Source organism: Chryseobacterium sp. AC405b (assembly GCF_979258685.1).
The window spans coordinates 693590-712418 of sequence record NZ_OZ409877.1; the positions used below are offsets into that span (position 1 = coordinate 693590).

At 34.6% G+C, this 18829-nt stretch carries 12 protein-coding genes and 1 pseudogene; 6 read left to right on the plus strand and 7 right to left on the minus strand.

Going from position 1 to position 18829, the window contains the following annotated elements:
- Nucleotides 1–122 precede the first annotated feature (122 nt).
- The 6 genes and pseudogenes from topA to ACZZZA_RS03365 form a co-directional block, all read right to left on the minus strand.
- Nucleotides 123–2696: pseudogene (gene topA / locus ACZZZA_RS03340) on the minus strand (type I DNA topoisomerase).
- A gap of 49 nt (nt 2697–2745) precedes the next feature.
- Entirely contained in the window at nt 2746–3900 is a 1155-nt protein-coding gene (locus tag ACZZZA_RS03345; RefSeq protein ID WP_463429793.1) for a hypothetical protein, read from the minus strand.
- 162 nt (nt 3901–4062) lie between these two features.
- Nucleotides 4063–7530: a T9SS type A sorting domain-containing protein gene (locus ACZZZA_RS03350; RefSeq protein ID WP_463429794.1), complete on the minus strand. Its 3468-nt coding sequence runs from the start codon at nt 7528–7530 to the stop codon at nt 4063–4065.
- A 769-nt stretch (nt 7531–8299) separates the two neighbouring features.
- Nucleotides 8300–9310: an EpsG family protein gene (locus ACZZZA_RS03355; protein ID WP_463429795.1), complete on the minus strand. Its 1011-nt coding sequence runs from the start codon at nt 9308–9310 to the stop codon at nt 8300–8302.
- Nucleotides 9273–9437, minus strand: coding sequence for a hypothetical protein (locus ACZZZA_RS03360; RefSeq protein ID WP_463433806.1), 165 nt, complete (start codon nt 9435–9437; stop codon nt 9273–9275). Before ACZZZA_RS03360 ends, ACZZZA_RS03355 begins: the two co-directional genes overlap by 38 nt.
- 3 nt (nt 9438–9440) lie before the next feature.
- Nucleotides 9441–10529: a hypothetical protein gene (locus ACZZZA_RS03365; RefSeq protein WP_463429796.1), complete on the minus strand. Its 1089-nt coding sequence runs from the start codon at nt 10527–10529 to the stop codon at nt 9441–9443.
- A gap of 101 nt (nt 10530–10630) precedes the next feature.
- On the opposite strand from ACZZZA_RS03365, the gene ACZZZA_RS03370 reads away from it, so the two are divergent.
- The 6 genes from ACZZZA_RS03370 to ACZZZA_RS03395 all read left to right on the plus strand — a co-directional run bounded on the left by ACZZZA_RS03370 (nt 10631) and on the right by ACZZZA_RS03395 (nt 17982).
- Nucleotides 10631–14284, plus strand: coding sequence for an MMPL family transporter (locus tag ACZZZA_RS03370; protein WP_463429797.1), 3654 nt, complete (start codon nt 10631–10633; stop codon nt 14282–14284).
- A gap of 42 nt (nt 14285–14326) precedes the next feature.
- Nucleotides 14327–15241, plus strand: coding sequence for a dialkylrecorsinol condensing enzyme DarA (locus ACZZZA_RS03375; protein ID WP_463429798.1), 915 nt, complete (start codon nt 14327–14329; stop codon nt 15239–15241).
- A gap of 2 nt (nt 15242–15243) precedes the next feature.
- Nucleotides 15244–16383 (plus strand): dialkylresorcinol biosynthesis protein DarB, encoded by a 1140-nt coding sequence (gene darB, locus ACZZZA_RS03380; protein ID WP_463429799.1) that lies wholly within the window; start codon nt 15244–15246, stop codon nt 16381–16383.
- A complete protein-coding gene (locus ACZZZA_RS03385; RefSeq protein WP_463429800.1) occupies nt 16383–16814 on the plus strand; it encodes a hypothetical protein in 432 nt (143 codons plus the stop codon). The genes darB and ACZZZA_RS03385 overlap by 1 nt, the downstream gene beginning before the upstream one ends.
- 54 nt (nt 16815–16868) lie before the next feature.
- Complete coding sequence (locus tag ACZZZA_RS03390; protein ID WP_463429801.1) at nt 16869–17312, plus strand: ABC transporter permease; 444 nt, start codon at nt 16869–16871, stop codon at nt 17310–17312.
- Nucleotides 17313–17712: 400 nt separating this feature from the next.
- A complete protein-coding gene (locus tag ACZZZA_RS03395; RefSeq protein WP_463429802.1) occupies nt 17713–17982 on the plus strand; it encodes a hypothetical protein in 270 nt (89 codons plus the stop codon).
- Nucleotides 17983–18052: 70 nt separating this feature from the next.
- Here ACZZZA_RS03395 and ACZZZA_RS03400 read toward each other — a convergent pair whose 3' ends face one another.
- On the minus strand, nt 18053–18769 hold the full coding sequence (locus ACZZZA_RS03400) for a hypothetical protein (protein WP_463429803.1): 717 nt from the start codon (nt 18767–18769) through the stop codon (nt 18053–18055).
- Between the last annotated feature and the right edge of the window lie 60 nt (nt 18770–18829).

Here is an 18829-nt window from a genome sequence, read left to right on the forward strand (position 1 = left end):
GCAGGATGCTTATGAAAGCATAAGAAATCCAGCAGAATGTCAATTTATAATTGAGCAGATTTTACAAAAACAAAACCCCTTTTAAAAATCAAAAGGGGTTTATAATTTAAGTTTAAAACTAATTATTTCTTAGCAGCAGGCTTCTTAGCCGGAGCTTTCTTCACCGTTGTCGCTTTTTTAGCGGCTGGCTTTTTCGCTGCGGGTTTCTTTTTCTCTACAAAAGCTTTAGGATCCTGTGCGGTGATCCATTTTTTAACCTCATCGAGAGAAACTTCTTTCAGCTCGTCAGCTTCATATTTGGTGTCATCTTTTTTCTTTGGAATTTTGAACATGGCTTTTCCAAATTTGATGAAAGGTGCCCCATCTTCCGTTTTCAAGAGAGATTTTCTCTTTTTCCCACTGTTGGATATATCTGTTGGCTTCTTTTTCCAATTTAGCTTCTACCAGCTCATTGATATCACTTTGAGAAAGATTTTCAAAATCATATCTTTTCGGAACATTGATAAAGATGCTCTGATATTTGATAAAAGGTCCAAATCTTCCCGTTCCTTTGGTAATAGGCTCTCCTTTGTAAGAGGCAATCGGTGCATCGGCTAATTTCTTTTCAGCAATGATTTCTTCTGCACGTTTTTGATCTACAGAAAGCGGATCTTCACCTTTTGGAATACTGATATATGTCTCGCCCCATTTTACATAAGGTCCGAATCTTCCGACACCAATGGTCACAGTTTGATCTTCAAAATTATTTAAATCAAATGGTAATTTGAACAATTCTAAAGCGTCTTCTAAAGCGATGGTTGCAATATTCTGTCCTGCCATCAAAGATGCGAAAATTGGCTTTTCTTCATCGTCCTGCTCCCCAATCTGAATCATAGGTTCCGAATCTTCCGATCCTTGCGTAAATGTTTTTTCCAGATTTCGGATCTACCCCTAAAAGACGTTCTCCGTTCGCACGGTCTGCATTTTCTTCTACATCTTCAATTCTCGGGTGGAATTTTGAGTAGAAATCGGTCATCATTTCCTTCCATTTCTGAGCACCGTTGGCAATTTCGTCAAAACTTTCTTCCACTCTTGCCGTGAATCCGTAATCAAGGATTTCTGCAAAATTGTCTGTTAAAAAGTCGTTCACCACTTCACCAATATCGGTAGGAATAAATTTATTTTTATCACCCCCGAATTTATCTTCAAGAACTTTCTTTTTTAATTTTATCATTGGCTAAAGAGATCTTCACCACCTCACGAGTCTGCGGCTCCAGTTCTCTTTTGTCTACATATTCACGATTCTGAATGGTCTGAATGGTTGGCGCATACGTTGACGGACGACCAATTCCCAGTTCCTCCAGTTTCTTTACCAAACCTGCTTCTGTATATCGTGCGCTTGGTCTTGTGAATTTTTCTGTAGCGGTAATTTTTTTATAGTCTAAAACTTCACCTACTTTTACTTTCGGTAATAATTTTTCGTTGCTTTCTTCGTCTTCATCTTCAGTTTTTACAATTCCGTAAGCTTTTAAGAAACCATCAAAAATGATCACTTCACCCTGCGCTTCAAAATGCTGCGGAAGTTTTGCATTACCAATTTCGATAACTGTTTTCTCAATTTTGGCATTTGCCATCTGAGAAGCCAGTGTTCTTCTGTAAATAAGCTGATATAATTTGCTCAACTGAACATCACCGATTGATTTTACAGAAAAATCAGTCGGACGGATCGCTTCGTGAGCTTCCTGTGCAGAAGATGATTTGGTAGTATATTTTCTTGGTGCAGAATATTCTGCTCCGTATTCTGAGGTAATTTGATTTTTCGCTCCGTCAATGGCTTCCTGAGAAAGGTTTACAGAATCTGTTCTCATATACGTAATGAATCCTTCTTCGTATAATCTCTGAGCCAAACGCATGGTATTGGTCACATTGTAACCCAATCTTGAAGAAGCTTCCTGCTGAAGTGTAGATGTCGTAAACGGCGCAGAAGCTGAGCGCGTTCCCGGTTTTGTTTCAACATTCAGAACTTTGAACTCTGTAGTTTTTGCTAATTCTAAGAATTTTTCTGCATCTTCTTCTTTTTCGAAATCTTTCTTCAGTTTTGTAGCGATTTCCTGCTCAGCTTTATTTAAGAAAACTCCGTCTAGCTTGAAACTTGCTTTTGGAGTAAACTGGCGGATCTCTTTTTCTCTTTCAACTACCAATCGTACGGCAACCGACTGTACTCTACCGGCAGACAATCCCGGTTTTACTTTTTTCCAAAGTACCGGAGACATTTCAAAACCTACGATTCTGTCGAGAACTCTTCTAGCCTGTTGAGCGTTGACTAAGTTCTGATCAATATCTCTGGGATTTTCAATTGCTTTAAGAATGGCATTTTTGGTAATCTCGTGAAAGACTATTCTTTTTCTGTTTTCGGGTTTAAGTTTTAATTCATCTGCCAAATGCCATGCGATAGCTTCTCCTTCACGATCCTCATCGGAAGCGAGCCAAACCATTTCGGCTTTCTTTACGGCAGACTTTAATTCTGTTACCAATTTCTTTTTATCGGCGGAAACTTCGTAATCCGGACTGAAGGTGGCAAGATCAATCCCCATTCCTTTTTTCGGAAGGTCACGGATGTGCCCGAAGCTCGATTTGACTTCGAAATCCTTCCCCAAATATTTCTGAATAGTTTTTGCTTTTGCCGGAGACTCGACGATTACTAAATTTTTCGACATCCTCTAAATTTTTGCAAAAGTAAAGCTTTTTTATTATATGAATTTTTACTTATATCATTTTATTCAATAATTCTAAAGGCGCAATGAAGATTCTGTAGAAAAAACCTTCAAAAGTAAATCCTCTTCCGGACATTTCCACACGATATAATAAGGACAAAATAATCATGAATAAGGTGATGTAAAATTTCTTATTAAATCCTGAGACTTCAGAAATTGAGGTATCTCTACTGTCCTTCAACTGCATGGCGAAAAGTACGATGATGAATATCATGTGAATGTACATCCATCTTCCCCAATCGATGGCTAAGTAGAACAGTGGTAAAGAGAAGAGAAATGCAGTTAATAATAAAATAGATGTAATCTTTCTATTAGTTTGATATTTTAAATAAAAGCCTACATGAAAAACTGAAATTAAAAAACTGATGAAGTATAATCGATATTCTTTAAAGTGTTGGATGATGTATTGTCTTTCATCGATATCCCAAAAGAAAATGCCTTTGGTTAAAATCACTCCACGTTCCTGTAAAATTTGTAGAGACTGTCCTTCATTGATGTTTTTTCCTAAAAGGGCAATGAAAGCGGCGGGAACAAAAACCACAATTATGTATTTTAAATATTTATTAAACTCAGCGTTTCCGGTTTTTAAATATAATGCAATGAGAAAATAGGGTATGAAGAACAAGGTGATTTCATGAAAAAACATGGCAATAAAAAGTCCGCCACAAACCCAATATTCTTTTGATTTTGAAAGTGAATTTTTACTTAAATGATAAACAAAATAGGCAAACAAAAAGAAAACGATGAATTCTTTTTTACCGACGTAATCTACGCAATTGAAAAGTCCTATAAATCCTATTGAAGACAGCAAAAGTGAGAGATAAAGAAATGTGGCTTCTTTGTATTGTATCAGTTTAAAATAAAACCAAAAAAAACCTGAAATGATGATCACCTGAAAAAAGTAGACCAATAAATTGAGTTTAATTCCCGTAATATCCTGCAAAAGGAAAAAGAAACTTCCGGAAAGTCCTCTTCTTTTGAAACCGCCATCCTGATAATTAATAAGCCAGTCTCCTAAAATATATCCGTCTGATTTTGCATTGTGGATATAGGTGAAGGTAAGCGCAAACAGAGCTGTTGCGACAATCATTACATAAATAAAGACCTTATTATTTAAAAAAGATAAAAATTTCTTGCGTATCATCATAAGTTTCTCAGATTTATTTCACAAAAAAAGAGAAGCAAAACAGCTCTTAAAATATGATGTAAATCCGTTGATTTTGTGGAATCAAAAATAGGAATTTACAAATAGTTAAGCACTATTTTGTTTCTCTTTAATGAATGAATTAGAGAAAATTCTTTTTGCAGTTTATTTTTTCATAATCTTTACTACCGTTTCAGAATTATTGATTCTCACCAGATAAACTCCTTGTATAAGAGAAGAAACATCGGTCTGAGTGTTCTCAAATTTACCAGACTTCACCATCTGACCCGATGCGTTATAGATCTGATAATGATAATCTTTATTGTCTGTAGCCTTTATATACAAAATATCTTTCACAGGATTTGGGAACAAAGTAATTTTGTTTTCTTTGGTAATTTCCGCAATGTCATTTTTAGTAAAGACATTAGAAGCTTTTACTGATGGTCCTGCTGTTACAGGAATTGCCGGGATAGGACCTGTCTCGTTTCCATCCGGATCGTATTTTACTTTTACACAACGGCAATTCATTCCAAAATAAGGATCATTGTTATCATGGAAAGCAATCAATCGGTTTGCAGTGGAAGCAGCATCAAAAAGGATGTTGATGGGTCTGCCGATATAATTTGAATTCAAAGCGGCCGTCCAGATTCCGGGATATTGGAAATTATTGGCTGTAAAAGTTCCTGTTGCCGACTGATTTGCTGTTACACTTCTGAAGCCTCGTGATCCGGAATTGGGATAATTTCCTGTCGAATAGCTTGCATCATTGAACATATAGCCAATGGTCGTCGTCGTTGTATTTCTTACTCTTACACCCGCATATTCGTTGATTAAATTATATGATGTTGCTACATTTTTATCTTTTTTGTACCAAGGTGAAATCCCGAAATCGCGGTTGGTAATAATTGCTACACCGGTAAGATCAGGAATTCTCCACCCTTCAGGACAAGGATCAAATGGAGATTTTTCTCCGCCTCTTCCCCATCGGTCAGCAGCAACATTAGGCTCATTGAGAAGCCAGTCTGTTCCGTTTGTGTAATTTGGAACTGTGCTGTTGTAAGGAGCAAACGAACTCGGAATCATATATACCAAAGGATTTCTAACAGAATAAGACAATACTTTGGCTATTTTATCTGATGTTTTATCTGTTGTTAAAACGTTAGCATTGGTTGGATTGGTATACGTATCGTAAGGAACGATATAATTTCCGGGAAGACTGTTGTAAACACTCGGAGTAAGTGTTGTGTAAGCAACTCCGCCGTTTGCATTCACATTTCCTAAAAACACGTTATAAGAAGCTCTTGTGTCTGCATATTGGAAAGAAGGAATCGGATCTTTTCTTCCCCACTGATATTGCAGACCCGTGGAAGCTCTGATTTTTACATATTCTGCAGCAGTTGGTGTTAAAGGATTTGCCACGATTGGAAAGGCATCAGTTGCACCAAGATTCCTATCCATAAATTCTGTTTTTAAAACATCACCTTTTGGAACATAGTTGACGTAATTGGTGGCTACTGCATTTGGAGTTTCTGTTGTATAATGATAAGACTCAATTGCCGTGTCTGTAACCCAAACATGCCATGACCAATATACCGGATTAGCTATATTACCATTATGCAATGTAACTACTGCATTTCCGCTTTGGTTGGGGTTTAAGGTTACTACAATTTTAGAATTAGCCAGACCCAGAGTTGATCCGGGCGATGGATTTGTTATGGTAACTGTATTAATTAAGCTCGTATTGGTCGTCCATAAAACATTTGCTTTTAAATCATTAAAACTTGAAGGATTTAAGATGGCAGGATTATTTAATAATTGACTTTGAACAGAAAATGCTTTCGAAACCGGAATTTCCAAAGTAGATAAAACCGAGCTTTTTACAACCTGGTAAGTGTTCGGATTGTTCAAACCTTCAACATATTCTACATTCGAATTAAAATATTGGGTAGGGAAATCGTATTCATTGATCTGATACAAAGGATCTTTCACACATCTGCAACCATTCGCATCGGAAGTTTTGGCAGTTGATGTGGGTACGTACCAATATCTGCCTTTTACAAGAGGATTTGCAGGATCAGGTATATCATTCTGATATTTATCCGGAAGCATAAATAACGCTCTTGCTGCAACAGCCGGTGTCGTATCAAAAAATCTCGTCATGGTTGCCGTCCAAAGTCCGGTATGATGCTGATCGGTATACTGCCCTGCTTGTGAATTGATAGATAATTGTCCAGTTCCGGGGAAAACTCCCATATTATATCCGCCTACGTTGGATAGATCAAAACCTATATTCGGATATACTCTGAAACCTGTCATAGAGGTAAGAACATTACTGTCATTAGGTTTAATGATGTGATATCCATTAGCTTCAAAGGTATTTTTGCCTAAATTTGTTCTTACTCCGAAAGGAGAATAATCTATTCTCACATCATCCACATAAGTACCCGAAGCCTGATTAGCTACAAGCATTGAAGGAATTCTCCAGCCATTCGGGCACGGATCGAAAGGAGATTTGTCTCTGTATGGCGCAGCACTGCTATCATTATTATAATCTGTCGACAAAATTCCTTTTGAATTATCAGACCATAAATTAAGTTCTGGTAAAACGCTATCATTAACACCGACAGATTTTCCAAACCAATTAAGCATCAGATTCGCATTATTATTGTAGTAAGCCGGACCTGAGTTGTCATCTTTATTCACATAAATTAAACTCAGCGGGTTTTTAACAGACAGCTGAATGTTATTATCTAAAGTCGCATTAGAAAGCAACACAAATTTTCTAAGCACGTCAAAATTAATTGCACTGGTAAAGTTTTTTGCACCTCTGTGTCTCACCCTTCCGATAGAACCTGAAACTTCATAAAAATCATCCCCTTTCATCACCAAAGGCGGAATAGGATCTTTTCTACCCCATTGATACAGAAGCCCGCCACTTCGGTTCCAGTTACCGCCGGTATTATTGTTGGTAATTGCTCCCAAGTTTCTGTCCATCCACTGCCATTCTGCATCGGGAATATTTTCTATCGTTCCATTTTTTCTTTCTCTTTTAACTCCGGTGAAACTTTTGTAAGTAGATCCGTTGGCAGGATCGTCTGTCACCCAAATATGCCATGACCAGAAAATTTCACCATTCAATCTGAAAGCGACTACTGCATTTCCTTTTTTGGATTTATTGATCACGACTTTGATTTTGCCATTCTCACCGGAATCTACAATTTCCAAACTGTAGTTTGAGCCGGTTTTTACAAGACCATGTACATCTTCCCAAAGCACGTCTGCTGTTACTTTTCCTTTGATTGTTCCGGCACTTGCCAGGTATTTATAACTGCGCCACATCTCATAAGCTTTCTTTACGGGTATAAATAATCCTTCACCATGTTGAGCAGGATCAAAGATGTAGCTATTAGGAGCTTTCGTCCAGTCTGGAGGGAGAGCGACACGAGACTGATTCTGCAATCTATCATCAGCTCGTCCAGACATTTCAACTAGAGTATCTTTTTGCAGAAAATTCTGAATCTCAACTTTAGTTTTAAAAAAACCTCTTTCTTTTTCTAAATTATCTTTAGAATACATATTTAAAGAAACTAAGCAAAACACTGCTATCAGATTCTTAATTATTTTACTTTTCATAATAATAACCTTAGTTTTTTTGTGACGAACGAATTTACATCAAAACAACAGATAATCAATTTATATTGAACATAAATAACACATAAAACACATATATTGCTAAATAAATTATAATTTTTAAAAAATTAACAAAAATATGATTTCATGAATTAAAGACAAAAATACATTATTCTACCAATAATAAAAGATGAGATAGATCAATTTTTCTTAATGTTAAAAAAAATTAATTGACGGGAATAAAGTCAAAAGAAGAAGTACAATTCCAAGGGAAGTTCTGCTTGCATTGTATTGCAAAAAATCTAAAAATCCTTCCAACCTTGTATCATGCTGATTTAACATACAATTGAAAATCTTCATTCCCAAAATGAGCCATAAAATTGAATGAATTCATAATAATTAACGCTCGTTAAACAACATACAATTATTGCTAATTGCGAATATTGCGTGAAAAAGTTACTTACTTTTCCTATACCAAAGGTGAAGATTTTAGATGAAGAAAGATTTACACTTTAGGAGAAATCGAAATGCACTTTCGTGTACATTCATCTAATAAGCAAAAATATGCACATCCATAAACTGCATATTTTTTACTCATATCTGATTGATTATTAAATAATTGAAATAGATATCTTTAGTTTTGGGCGAAATTCAATCCGAATACCCGCAATTAGTCATATTCTGCAGCAATACAAAGAAGAAGTAAGAAGAAAGGAAACTTCGAGCCTCAAAGATGTATTTTATTGATGATCAGAAGAAGATTAAATAAAATTTATGGAAGTAAGTAATTGTGATAACGATCTATAGTAAAATTACCTCTTACAATATTCATAAAACTTGCAAATACAATAAAGTTGAAGACAAATAATGCAATGATGAATGTGTGAATTAATTTCTTCGTTCCTAAAGAAACCACATACATCGCATTTGGTATAATTATATAAGAAAAACCAATAAATGCACCTGCCAATCTTGAAGAAAAGATGGGGTTATTTCTGAAGATGAAATAAAAGCAGATTCCGATCACCGCATAATTCCTATGATATTCGTAGTATGGATATTTTTCTTTCATGGGGGTATCAAAAAAGAAAAGGAAGAAAGTAAGAATTGCCATCATAGCCTCGGGAATACCGATCTGCCCGTTTAGACGCTGAGCTGTTTCATCAATATAACCATTGAACCCTTCGACCAGCATATTATCATTGGCAATACCACTGATGAAATCACCAAAAACTCTGTACACTTCAAATGGCGAAGCAAAAACAGATGCAATAATAAAGATCAGCATCCATGTTTTATTTAATGGGATGCGGGCTACCCAATACATTGGTAAAAAAACATAACATACATTATGAATACCTGCTCCCAAATATATACACAGCAGATACATGAATAGATTACCTTGTTTAATATATCTTATGCCATAATAAACTATAAATGAACCGAGACATTGCCTGATCTGACCACTTTCTCCAATAAAAAAACCAGGGATAAACATAAACAGAATGAAGGTAAAAGGATAAAAAGTATTATCGTCAATATACTCTATTTTCAGAATGATGCTTATCGTCGCAATGACCAATGTCAACATGTAAAACGGAGCATTAAATACATTCAGCAAAAGCTTATTAATTAAAACAAAAAGCCACTCGAGTTCTACCGGTTCTGGCCCATCCAAATAAAGTGCCTTTGCAATAATACTGGTATAACTTTTTGTATCAGAATAATTGTAAATACCTATATAACTACCATAATCCGGGCACCTGGTTACGTAAACCCGCAATTACAATAAGATAACCTGCCAAAAACCAAAGCCACTTTTTTTCTACTTTTCTCCCATACACTTCCTGAAAACTGAAAATGAGTATAAAAATAAGCGCTATAATATAATATGGATGTAGTAAATTCATTTTTTAAATAGTATAAGCATTTTTAAACTGATGAAAAGCTACAACCATTCCCGAAAGGATCAGCGGTAAAAAGAGTCTTGTTTCCCAAAAAAGCCCTACAAGAGTAATCATCCCAAGATAAGGCAATGAAAAAAAGAGATATTTTTTTAAAATTCGTTTTCTGTGATCATCACAAAATGTGAAAGTAAAATACAAACCCAGCGCACCAAACAACAATCCCAAAAAATTAAACGGACTGGTAAAATTTTTAACAACATAAACCCCCTCAAAAAAAGAAGTTTCCTGAGGAATCATTATTTTCAATCCAACATAAGGCACTACAAAAGACAAAATAAGAAATACAATTTCTTTTATGTGTTTAAAATTCCTTTCTCTAATTTTTTTAACATCAATAAAAACTGAGGCAAAAAATGCAATATTCAAACAGGAGGTTTCACGCACAAAAGTGGAAACCAATATCGTAAAACATAAGAAAATAAAGTCTGAAATTTTTCTGTAATGATAATATTTTAAAGTAAAATAAATTCCAAGTAAATAAAAGAAAATTGATATACTGTCACAATTTGTAGGAACATACTGCACAATGACCATAAAAAATACAGCCAAAAGATGAACGATCTTTTTTAAATCTGAATTCAACAGCAATTCAACGGGTTTAAATTTTAAGACAGCATTTAAAACAACAGATGACAGAACAAAAAAGAAGCTGTTGATGAGAAAAATACTGTGGTAAAACACCGTTCCGTTTTTCAGAAGTACAGTTTTAAAGGATTCAAAATAATTTTTAATGAGAAAATCTAAAATTTCCGTCACATTCACCATCAGAAAATTCGGAATTACACGATAGGCATATACCGATGTAAACATAAAATCTGGAGCTTTCTCCATCGATTTTAGTTTCACATACGAAGATTCGAAGCCATAATATGACATGAAAAACAGCAGAAATGGGAAAATTACTACAAATAGAAATCCGTTTAATTTTTCATCAAAAATTCTCAACATAGTAGAAGTTCCTTGTTTTAGAATAATGTTGTGTTTTATAATAAGCTGAAGAAAAGGAACTTTTGCAAAAGTAAAAGATTTTTTCATTCTAAATAGAATATTTTATTGATTTTCAGTGAAAAGTTATCCTACAAATGTTTCAATCTATTCATAAAAATTTAAATTTGCAAACTTGATCTGAGAATCTCATGCATCGCTTTTTCATTTTTTTATATTATCTGATTGCCAAAAACAGAATCATTTCTATTGCAGCAGCTTTAGGAATTGCCGCAGTGTGCCTATTTTTTGCTTCTAAAATTAATTTTGAAGAAGATATTAATCAGATTATTCCGAAAAGTGAAAAATCTGATCTGACTGCGAAAGTTCTGAAACAACTCAATTTTTCAGATAAAATCATCGTCATCATCGAAAAGAAATCAAAAGATGACAATTTCCAGTTATCTGAAACGGCTGATCAATTTTTAGAAAAAACAAAACCTTTAGAGAAATACATTGCATCAATCCAGGGAAAAGTAAATGATAACGAGATTTCCGAAACCTTTGATTTTGTCAATCAGAATCTGCCCTTATTTTTAGATGAAAACGATTATCAGGAAATTGAAAGAAAACTCGACAAAGACAGCATTGCCAAACAGGTTGAGAACAATTACGTTTCTTTGATTTCGCCTACAAGTCTGGTCACGAAAGAGTTTATTAAAAAAGATCCGCTGGGAATCACTTTTTTAGGAATCAAAAAACTGAACGCTTTAAACATCAGTAAAGATTTTAAACTTGAAGACAATTACGTTGTAACCAAAGATGGGCAAAACCTTCTTCTTTTCATCGAGCCCAAAAATAAAAGCAACGACACCAAAAACAATGAAGTTTTCGTCGATCAGCTCAATGAAATAAAAGACGGCCTCAACAAAGAATTCAAAGGAAAAACCGAGCTGAGTTATTTTGGTTCACCGGTGATTGCGGTTGCGAATGCGCAGCAAATCAAGAAAGACATTCAGAATACGGTTATTATTTCTATGACTTTGCTTTTGATTTTGTTGATTTATTATTTTAAAAGCTTCTTCACTCCCCTTATAATTTTTCTTCCTACCTTATTTTCAGTTCTGCTCGCTTTGTTGGTTTTGTATTTTGTCAAAGATAAAATTTCAGCCATTTCACTAAGTGTAGCAGCCATTTTAGTCGGCATTACGATTGATTATGCTTTACATATTCTCACGCATTACAAGCACAACAACAATATTGAAGAGCTTTATAAAGATATCACCCAACCGATTATTCTGAGCAGTGCAACGACGGCGGTTTCATTTTTATGCCTGGTTTTTGTACGTTCGGAAGCGTTGAAAGATTTGGGGCTCTTTGCATCGATTACGGTTTTGTTTTCGTCTGTTTTGGCATTAATTATTGTACCGCAATTGTATCATCCGAAAGTAAAACAGGAGAAAGTAAATACTAATTTCATTGATAAGATCGGGCATTATCCTTACGAGAAAAACAAACCTTTGATTATCGGTTGTTCGCTTGTAATTATTGCGTGTTTGTTTGGATTTCGTCACGTTGGTTTTAATGAAAATATCGGCGATCTCAATTATATTCCGAAAGATCTTAAGATAAGTGAAGCCAAGCTGGAAAAACTGTCCGACATGACTTCAAAATCCATTTATACTATTTCTTATGGAAATTCAGAAGAAGAAGCTTTAACAAGAAATTCTCAATTGAGTAGTTTCTTAGAGAAAGAAAAAAAAGACGGAAAAATTTTAAGCTATAATTCTATAGGTAATGTTGTGCTCTCTGAAAAAGATCAGCAGAAAAAAATAGAAATCTGGCAAAACTTCTGGAACGAGAACAAGAAAAACCAAACCATTTCCGAATTGGTCAGTCATGGAAATAAATTCGGATTCAATGCTTCGGCTTTTGATCAGTTTAATGAAAATTTAAATAAAAGCTACTCCACTTTAAGCTTAAAAGATTATTCTACAATAAATGCGCTTCAAATCTCAGAATTTCTAAGTCACGAGAATGGTTTTTATACCGCTTCAAATGTTGTAAAAGTAGACGAATCCAAACGTGATGCTTTCATCAAAGATATTGAAAAGAGACACGATGCGATTGCGATTGACCGCCAGCAAATGAACGAGAACTTTTTAGGCTTGCTGAAAAGAGATTTTAATACGTTGATCAATTATTCTTTATTGGCCATTCTTTTTACAATTATTATTTTCTTCAGAAATTTTGAGCTTACGCTTCTCACTATGTTCCCGATTGTTCTCACAGGCGTTGTAACAGCAGGACTTCTCTATTTTTTCGGATTAGAACTCAATATTTTCAGCACCGTTGTCTGTACATTGGTTTTTGGCGTTGGTGACGATTTCAGTATTTTCCTAACAAAAGCTATGCAAAAGGAACATACGACAGGAAAAAATGAACTTCCAACTTATAGAATTTCTATTATTTTGGCTGTTTTTACTACAATTCTTTCCATCGGTTCTTTGATTTTTGCAAAACATCCTGCTTTACATTCTTTGGCTCTCGTCGCTTTAATCGGAATGCTTTCGGTGATTATCATTACCTCCACTTTATATCCGTTCTGGTTTAGATTTTTAATTATCAATCGAACTAAAAAAGGTTTGTCACCCATTACGTTCCGTCTGTTTTTACATTCAGTCATTCTCTTTATTTATTATGGTCTGGGCGGATTGATCTTTTCAGTGATCGGAAGTATTTTCGTAAAAAATTCTAAAGGGAAAACTTTAGACGTTATCAAATTGATTTTAGCTAAATTTTTAACTTCAGTTCTGTACGGAAACCCATCTGTAAAGAAAAAAGTGATGAGAAATCCTAAAGAAGATTTCAGCACTCCTGCAATCATTATTGCCAATCACACTTCGTTTCTGGATACTTTGGCGATTGCAATGGCTACGCATAAAATTATTTATCTCGTGAACGATTGGGTTTATGAGTCTCCGGTTTTCGGCAAGCTGGTGAAAGCTCTGGGTTTTTATCCTGTTTCTCAAGGCATTGAAAACGGTAAAGAAAAATTAAAAGAAAAAATTGACCAAGGATATTCTCTGGTTGTTTTTCCGGAAGCCGAAAGATCTTACACCAATGATATCAACCGTTTTCACAAAGGTGCATTTTATCTGGCAGAAGAATTTGGTCTGGATATTTTACCGCTTTATATTCACGGGAATTCTGAAGTTTTACCAAAAGGCGATTTCATCATCTATGACGGAAACATTATCGTGAAAATTGGGAACAGAATCAGCAAAGATGATTTAACACCGGGAACAACCTACAAAGAAAGGGCTAAAAACATCAACACCTATTTCCGAAATGAATTTACCAAGCTTAGAAATGAGATTGAAGATGAAAATTATTTTAAAAAGAAATTGTTTTTAAGTTTTCTTTATAAGGAAACCGAAGTCGTACAAGAAGTTAAGCAAGATTTTGCACGAAACAAATCTGCTTATTCTGAGCTGAATAAACATATCCCAAAAGACGCAACAATTTTACATATTGCAGACGATTTTGGGCAGAAAGATGTTTTACTTACGCTTCAGCAAGCGGGAAGAAGAGTTTTCTCAATAATTAAAAATGAAGAAAAAAGACAGATTGCAGAAAATAATTACCTTGTAAAAAGAAGGAAGATCCTGTATATCAAAAAAACTTCTGAAATCACCAAAAACATTGATGTTCTTTTGATTTCAGATCCAAATTTTAAGGTTGATACCATTACCCAGCTTCCAAAAACAATTATTTTCTTAGCTGTAGAAAATCCCGGCTTTGTAAATTCTACATTTAACTTAGTGTACACTTCTGAATCTATAAAAGTGTTCAGAATCGCATAATAAATGTAAAAAGCATATTTTTGTAAACTATAAAAAATCCTAATGCATAAAAACGTACTTGTTATATATTATACTCAAACAGGCCAATTGGAAGATATTATGAAAAATATCGCCCAGCCGTTTGAAGATAAAATAGACGAATACAATGTAACGTATTACAACATTCAGCTGAAAGAGGACTTCCCTTTTCCGTGGTCGAGTGATGTATTTTTCAATACTTTCCCAGAATCTTATTTGCAGATTCCGAGCGAGATTCTTCCACCACCGGAAAATGTGCTGAATAAAAAATATGATCTGATTCTCTTCGGATATCAGGTTTGGTATTTGACGCCGTCGATTCCTATTATTTCTTTTCTGAAAAGTGGTTATGCGGAAAGTTTATTAAAAGACACACCAATAGTGACTATTTCAGGAACCAGAAATATGTGGATGCTTTCTCAGGAAAAATTAAAAGTTTATTTAAAAAATATGAATGCCAAACTGATCGGAAACATCGCTTTGGTAGACAGACACGATAATTACACCAGTGTTTTGACCATTCTTCGTTGGCTGACGACCGGACAAAAAGAAAAAACAAGATTACTTCCTGCAGCCGGGGTCTCGGATGAAGAAATAAACGGTGCGGGTAAATACGGAAAGATTATCGAAAATCATTTTGAGAATAATGATTTTGCAAATCTTCAGCCAGATCTGGTAAAAAACGGAGCCGTTGAAATCAGACCGTTTCTGGTGCGTGTAGAGAAAGTTGGAAACAAAATCTTCACTGTCTGGAGCAACCTGATTATCAAGAAAAAAGAAAAACGACCTTTGCTGATTAAATTCTTTAAAGTATATTTGATGGCAGCAATCTGGATCATTTCACCAATCGTATTGGTTTTTCACTTATTATTATCTCCTGTTTTATGGTCTAAAAGGCAGAAACAGAAAAAATATTTACAAGGAATTAATTTAAAATAGAAATGTACGACGTATTTATAACAAAAGCTTCAACATATTTACCCAATGAGCCGGTTTCGAATGACGAAATGGAAAGCTATCTTGGCCTGGTAAATAATACACCTTCTAAAGCGAGAGCTTTAATTCTGAGGAACAACAAAATCAAAACAAGATATTACGCTTTAGATAAAAACGGGAAGCCTACGCATACCAATGCTCAGATCACGGCAAAAGCAGTAGAAGGTCTTTTTGACGATCAATTCAAAAAAGAAGATATGCAGCTTCTGTCTTGCGGAACCTCTTCTGCAGACCAGATTCAGCCATCACACTCGTCCATGGTGCATGGCGAACTGAATATCGGAAAATCTGTAGAGATCAATACCTCAACAGGACTTTGTAATTCGGGTATGAATGCCTTGAACTATGGTTTTCTAAATATCAAAGCAGGAATTAAAGATAATGCAGTTTGTGTAGGTTCTGAAAGAATGTCTGCGTGGATGACCGCAGATAAATTCAATCACGAAGCAGAAAATCTGAAACTTCTGGAAGAGAGACCCATCGTAGCTTTTAAAAGAGAATTTTTGAGATGGATGCTTTCTGACGGTGCTTCTGCATTTTTACTGGAACCAAAACCAAGAGAAAATGAAATTTCTCTAAAAATAGAATGGATTGATTTCTACTCTTATGCTCACGAAATTGAAGCTTGTATGTATTCCGGTTGTGAAAAGCAGGAAGACGGAAGCTTAAAATCATGGGCAGAATATCCTGCTGAAGAATGGCTGAACCAATCGATTTTTGCATTAAAACAAGACACTAAGATTCTTGACAAGTACATTCTGGTGAAAGGTGCAGAAAGTTTGAGATCATCTTTTGACAAACATGAACTTGACCCGGATTCTATCGATCATGTTTTGGCGCATATTTCTTCCGGCTACTTCAAAGAAGGTTTAAAAGAGGAATTTGCCAACGTTGGATTAGACTTCCCTTGGGAAAAATGGTTCTACAATCTTTCTGAAGTTGGAAATGTAGGTGCAGGATCTATTTTCATTGCTGTTGAACAATTGATGAATTCAGGCAATCTTAAAAAAGGCGAAAGAATTCTTCTTTGTGTGCCGGAAAGCGGAAGATTTGCTTACTCATGTGCTTTACTAACAGTTTGCTAATGGCAGTTACCTTACCAAATTCTGATAAAAGTTTTGTAGAAAGCCTGATCCCGCAGAAATTTCCTTTTGTGATGGTAGGTGAAGTTTCAGATTATTCTGAAAGCCACGTAATCTCAGGATTCGACATCAAGGAAGATAATATTTTTGTCAGTGAAGGTATTTTCCAGGCATCCGGTTTGATTGAACATCAGGCTCAAACTGTGGCTTTACATACAGGTTATAAATATTTTTTGCTTGGAAAATCAGCTCCAACAGGTTACATCGGAGCGATCAAATCTTTTGAAACAGATGCACTTCCAAAAGTTGGAGACCAACTGATAACCGAAGCAACGATTCTGAATGAAATGTTGGGCGTAACCTTAGTGGAAATCATTACTACAATCAATAATACTGTGATCGCAAAATCTCAGATGAAAACGGTCGTAAAATAATAAAGTCAATTTGTTTCCTTAAGCTGGGAAGCAAATTGATTTTAAACTTTCTTAATGGGATTGGAAGAACAAAATATTATCAATATTCACCATTTTTTACCACATCGCGAACCGATGCTGATGGCTGATTATATTCTGGAGCTTACTCCGGAAAAGGTAATCACTTCTTTTGAAATTACTTCAGACAATATTTTTGTTCACAATAATCATTTTGTAGAAGCCGGTCTTATCGAACATTCGGCACAAACCTCATCTTCTATTCTTGGGCAAAGTTTTTTTTCAAATCCTGAGTCAGATACTAAAGTGATTGGCTTTATCACCAATATCAAAAAAATTGAGATTTTTGCCTTACCGAAAGTCGGTGATAAAATCATTTCGAAAGCTTCTTTAATTTCCAAATACGAAAACATCTGCCAGATTTTCTGCGAAACATTTTTAGATGATCAATTGTTGATTCGCACGGAGATTAGTCTTTTTATTCAGGAGCTTACATCTTAAACATTTACCTTAAATATACAAGCTGACTTTTTGAGTTGGCTTTTTTTAAATTTACGGTTGGCTTAAAAAGTTTTTAATGATTAATAAAGCAGTCCTTTATTTAAAAATAGTAAGATTAATCTCAATAGTGTTTCTCTTAATTCTTGTATTTTATACTTTCATGATTCTAGGGAGTAGTCACAAAATACCTTCTCAAACACTCATAAAACTAATTTTAGCAATCTCAATCACAATTTTGTTGTTTATTTATTCTTCAATTACCATAATGAGAAAGAAGAAGAATGATAATTAATGATTAAATTTTACACCGTCCATTTGAGTAGATTTTGAAAAACACTTGAACTGACGGAGTAACACCACAAAACCTTTTATTTTCAATATATTTGAACAAAATAATAATATGAGCGTAAAAGTAAGATTCTATTCATACGACATTGAATTTGAGTTTGAAAATTCTGTGGAATTCCCTATTGCTCCTGCAGTTGGCGATGAGGTAAATCTGATTTCATTTTTTAAATACAAGACTTCTGAAAGATTAGAATACGTCAACAATATGGAAGATCTTTATCTGTACGAAAATGCCTTGGTAACTGAACGTACGTGGTGCAAAGACATCGAAAAAGACGAGGTGTATCTGCTGGTTCATTTAAAGTATAAAAGAAGAAAGTAATTAACGCGTTAGAAAATTTACCCATTAAAAAAGCTGTCCGATTGGGCAGCTTTTAATTGCAGAGTATCAATTATTTTATTTTTTTCCAGTCTCGGTCATACAATTTTTTAAGTTTTTCTTTGAGCTCAGGTTTAAATACTTCTTTAGGTTTTTCCGCCTCATCTAAAATAATCTCAAAGGTTAAAACCTCATCCTTTTCATCAAATAATTTATTACGATTGCTATCTTTAGTCAAAGTCATGATAACTTTGTTCGAACTTTCAATATAATCCCAATAATTCAAACTGTAATTTAAAGGAGAAATCTGACGGAAGTTTTTCCCAAATTGATCTGACACGTATAGATAAACAGGATCATCTTCTGTTATCACTTTATCTTGATTAAAATCTTTGCTTCTAATATCATAAAAGATATGATCGGTATTTTTAGTTTTGCTTCTTTCTTCCTCTGCATTGTACTTGAAATCGTATCCTAAGATCATTACTTTTTCTTCTGTCAAAAGATGAGATTCATTCGTATTAGAATTGAGAAATAGGATATTCCAATATTGATTTTCCGGCATTTCTTTATAACTATAGCTGTCGCCATTCCTTTTATTTTGCCCCATTTGTAAAGGAAAAATCAAAACTCCCGTGCTGTCAATTTCAGTAAACGAATTCGTTTGGATATTCAGGTTTTCAAGCGAAGATGAGTCGCTTTCATTGGATGATACACTTTCAATACTTCCCGAATTTTTTCCACAAGATAGAAATAGAAATGTTGTTAAGAATAAAAAAAATATTTTCATAGATGTACTTTTATAACAATTGCAGATGGCTCCCAAATATACAAACTTTTCAAATCCTAA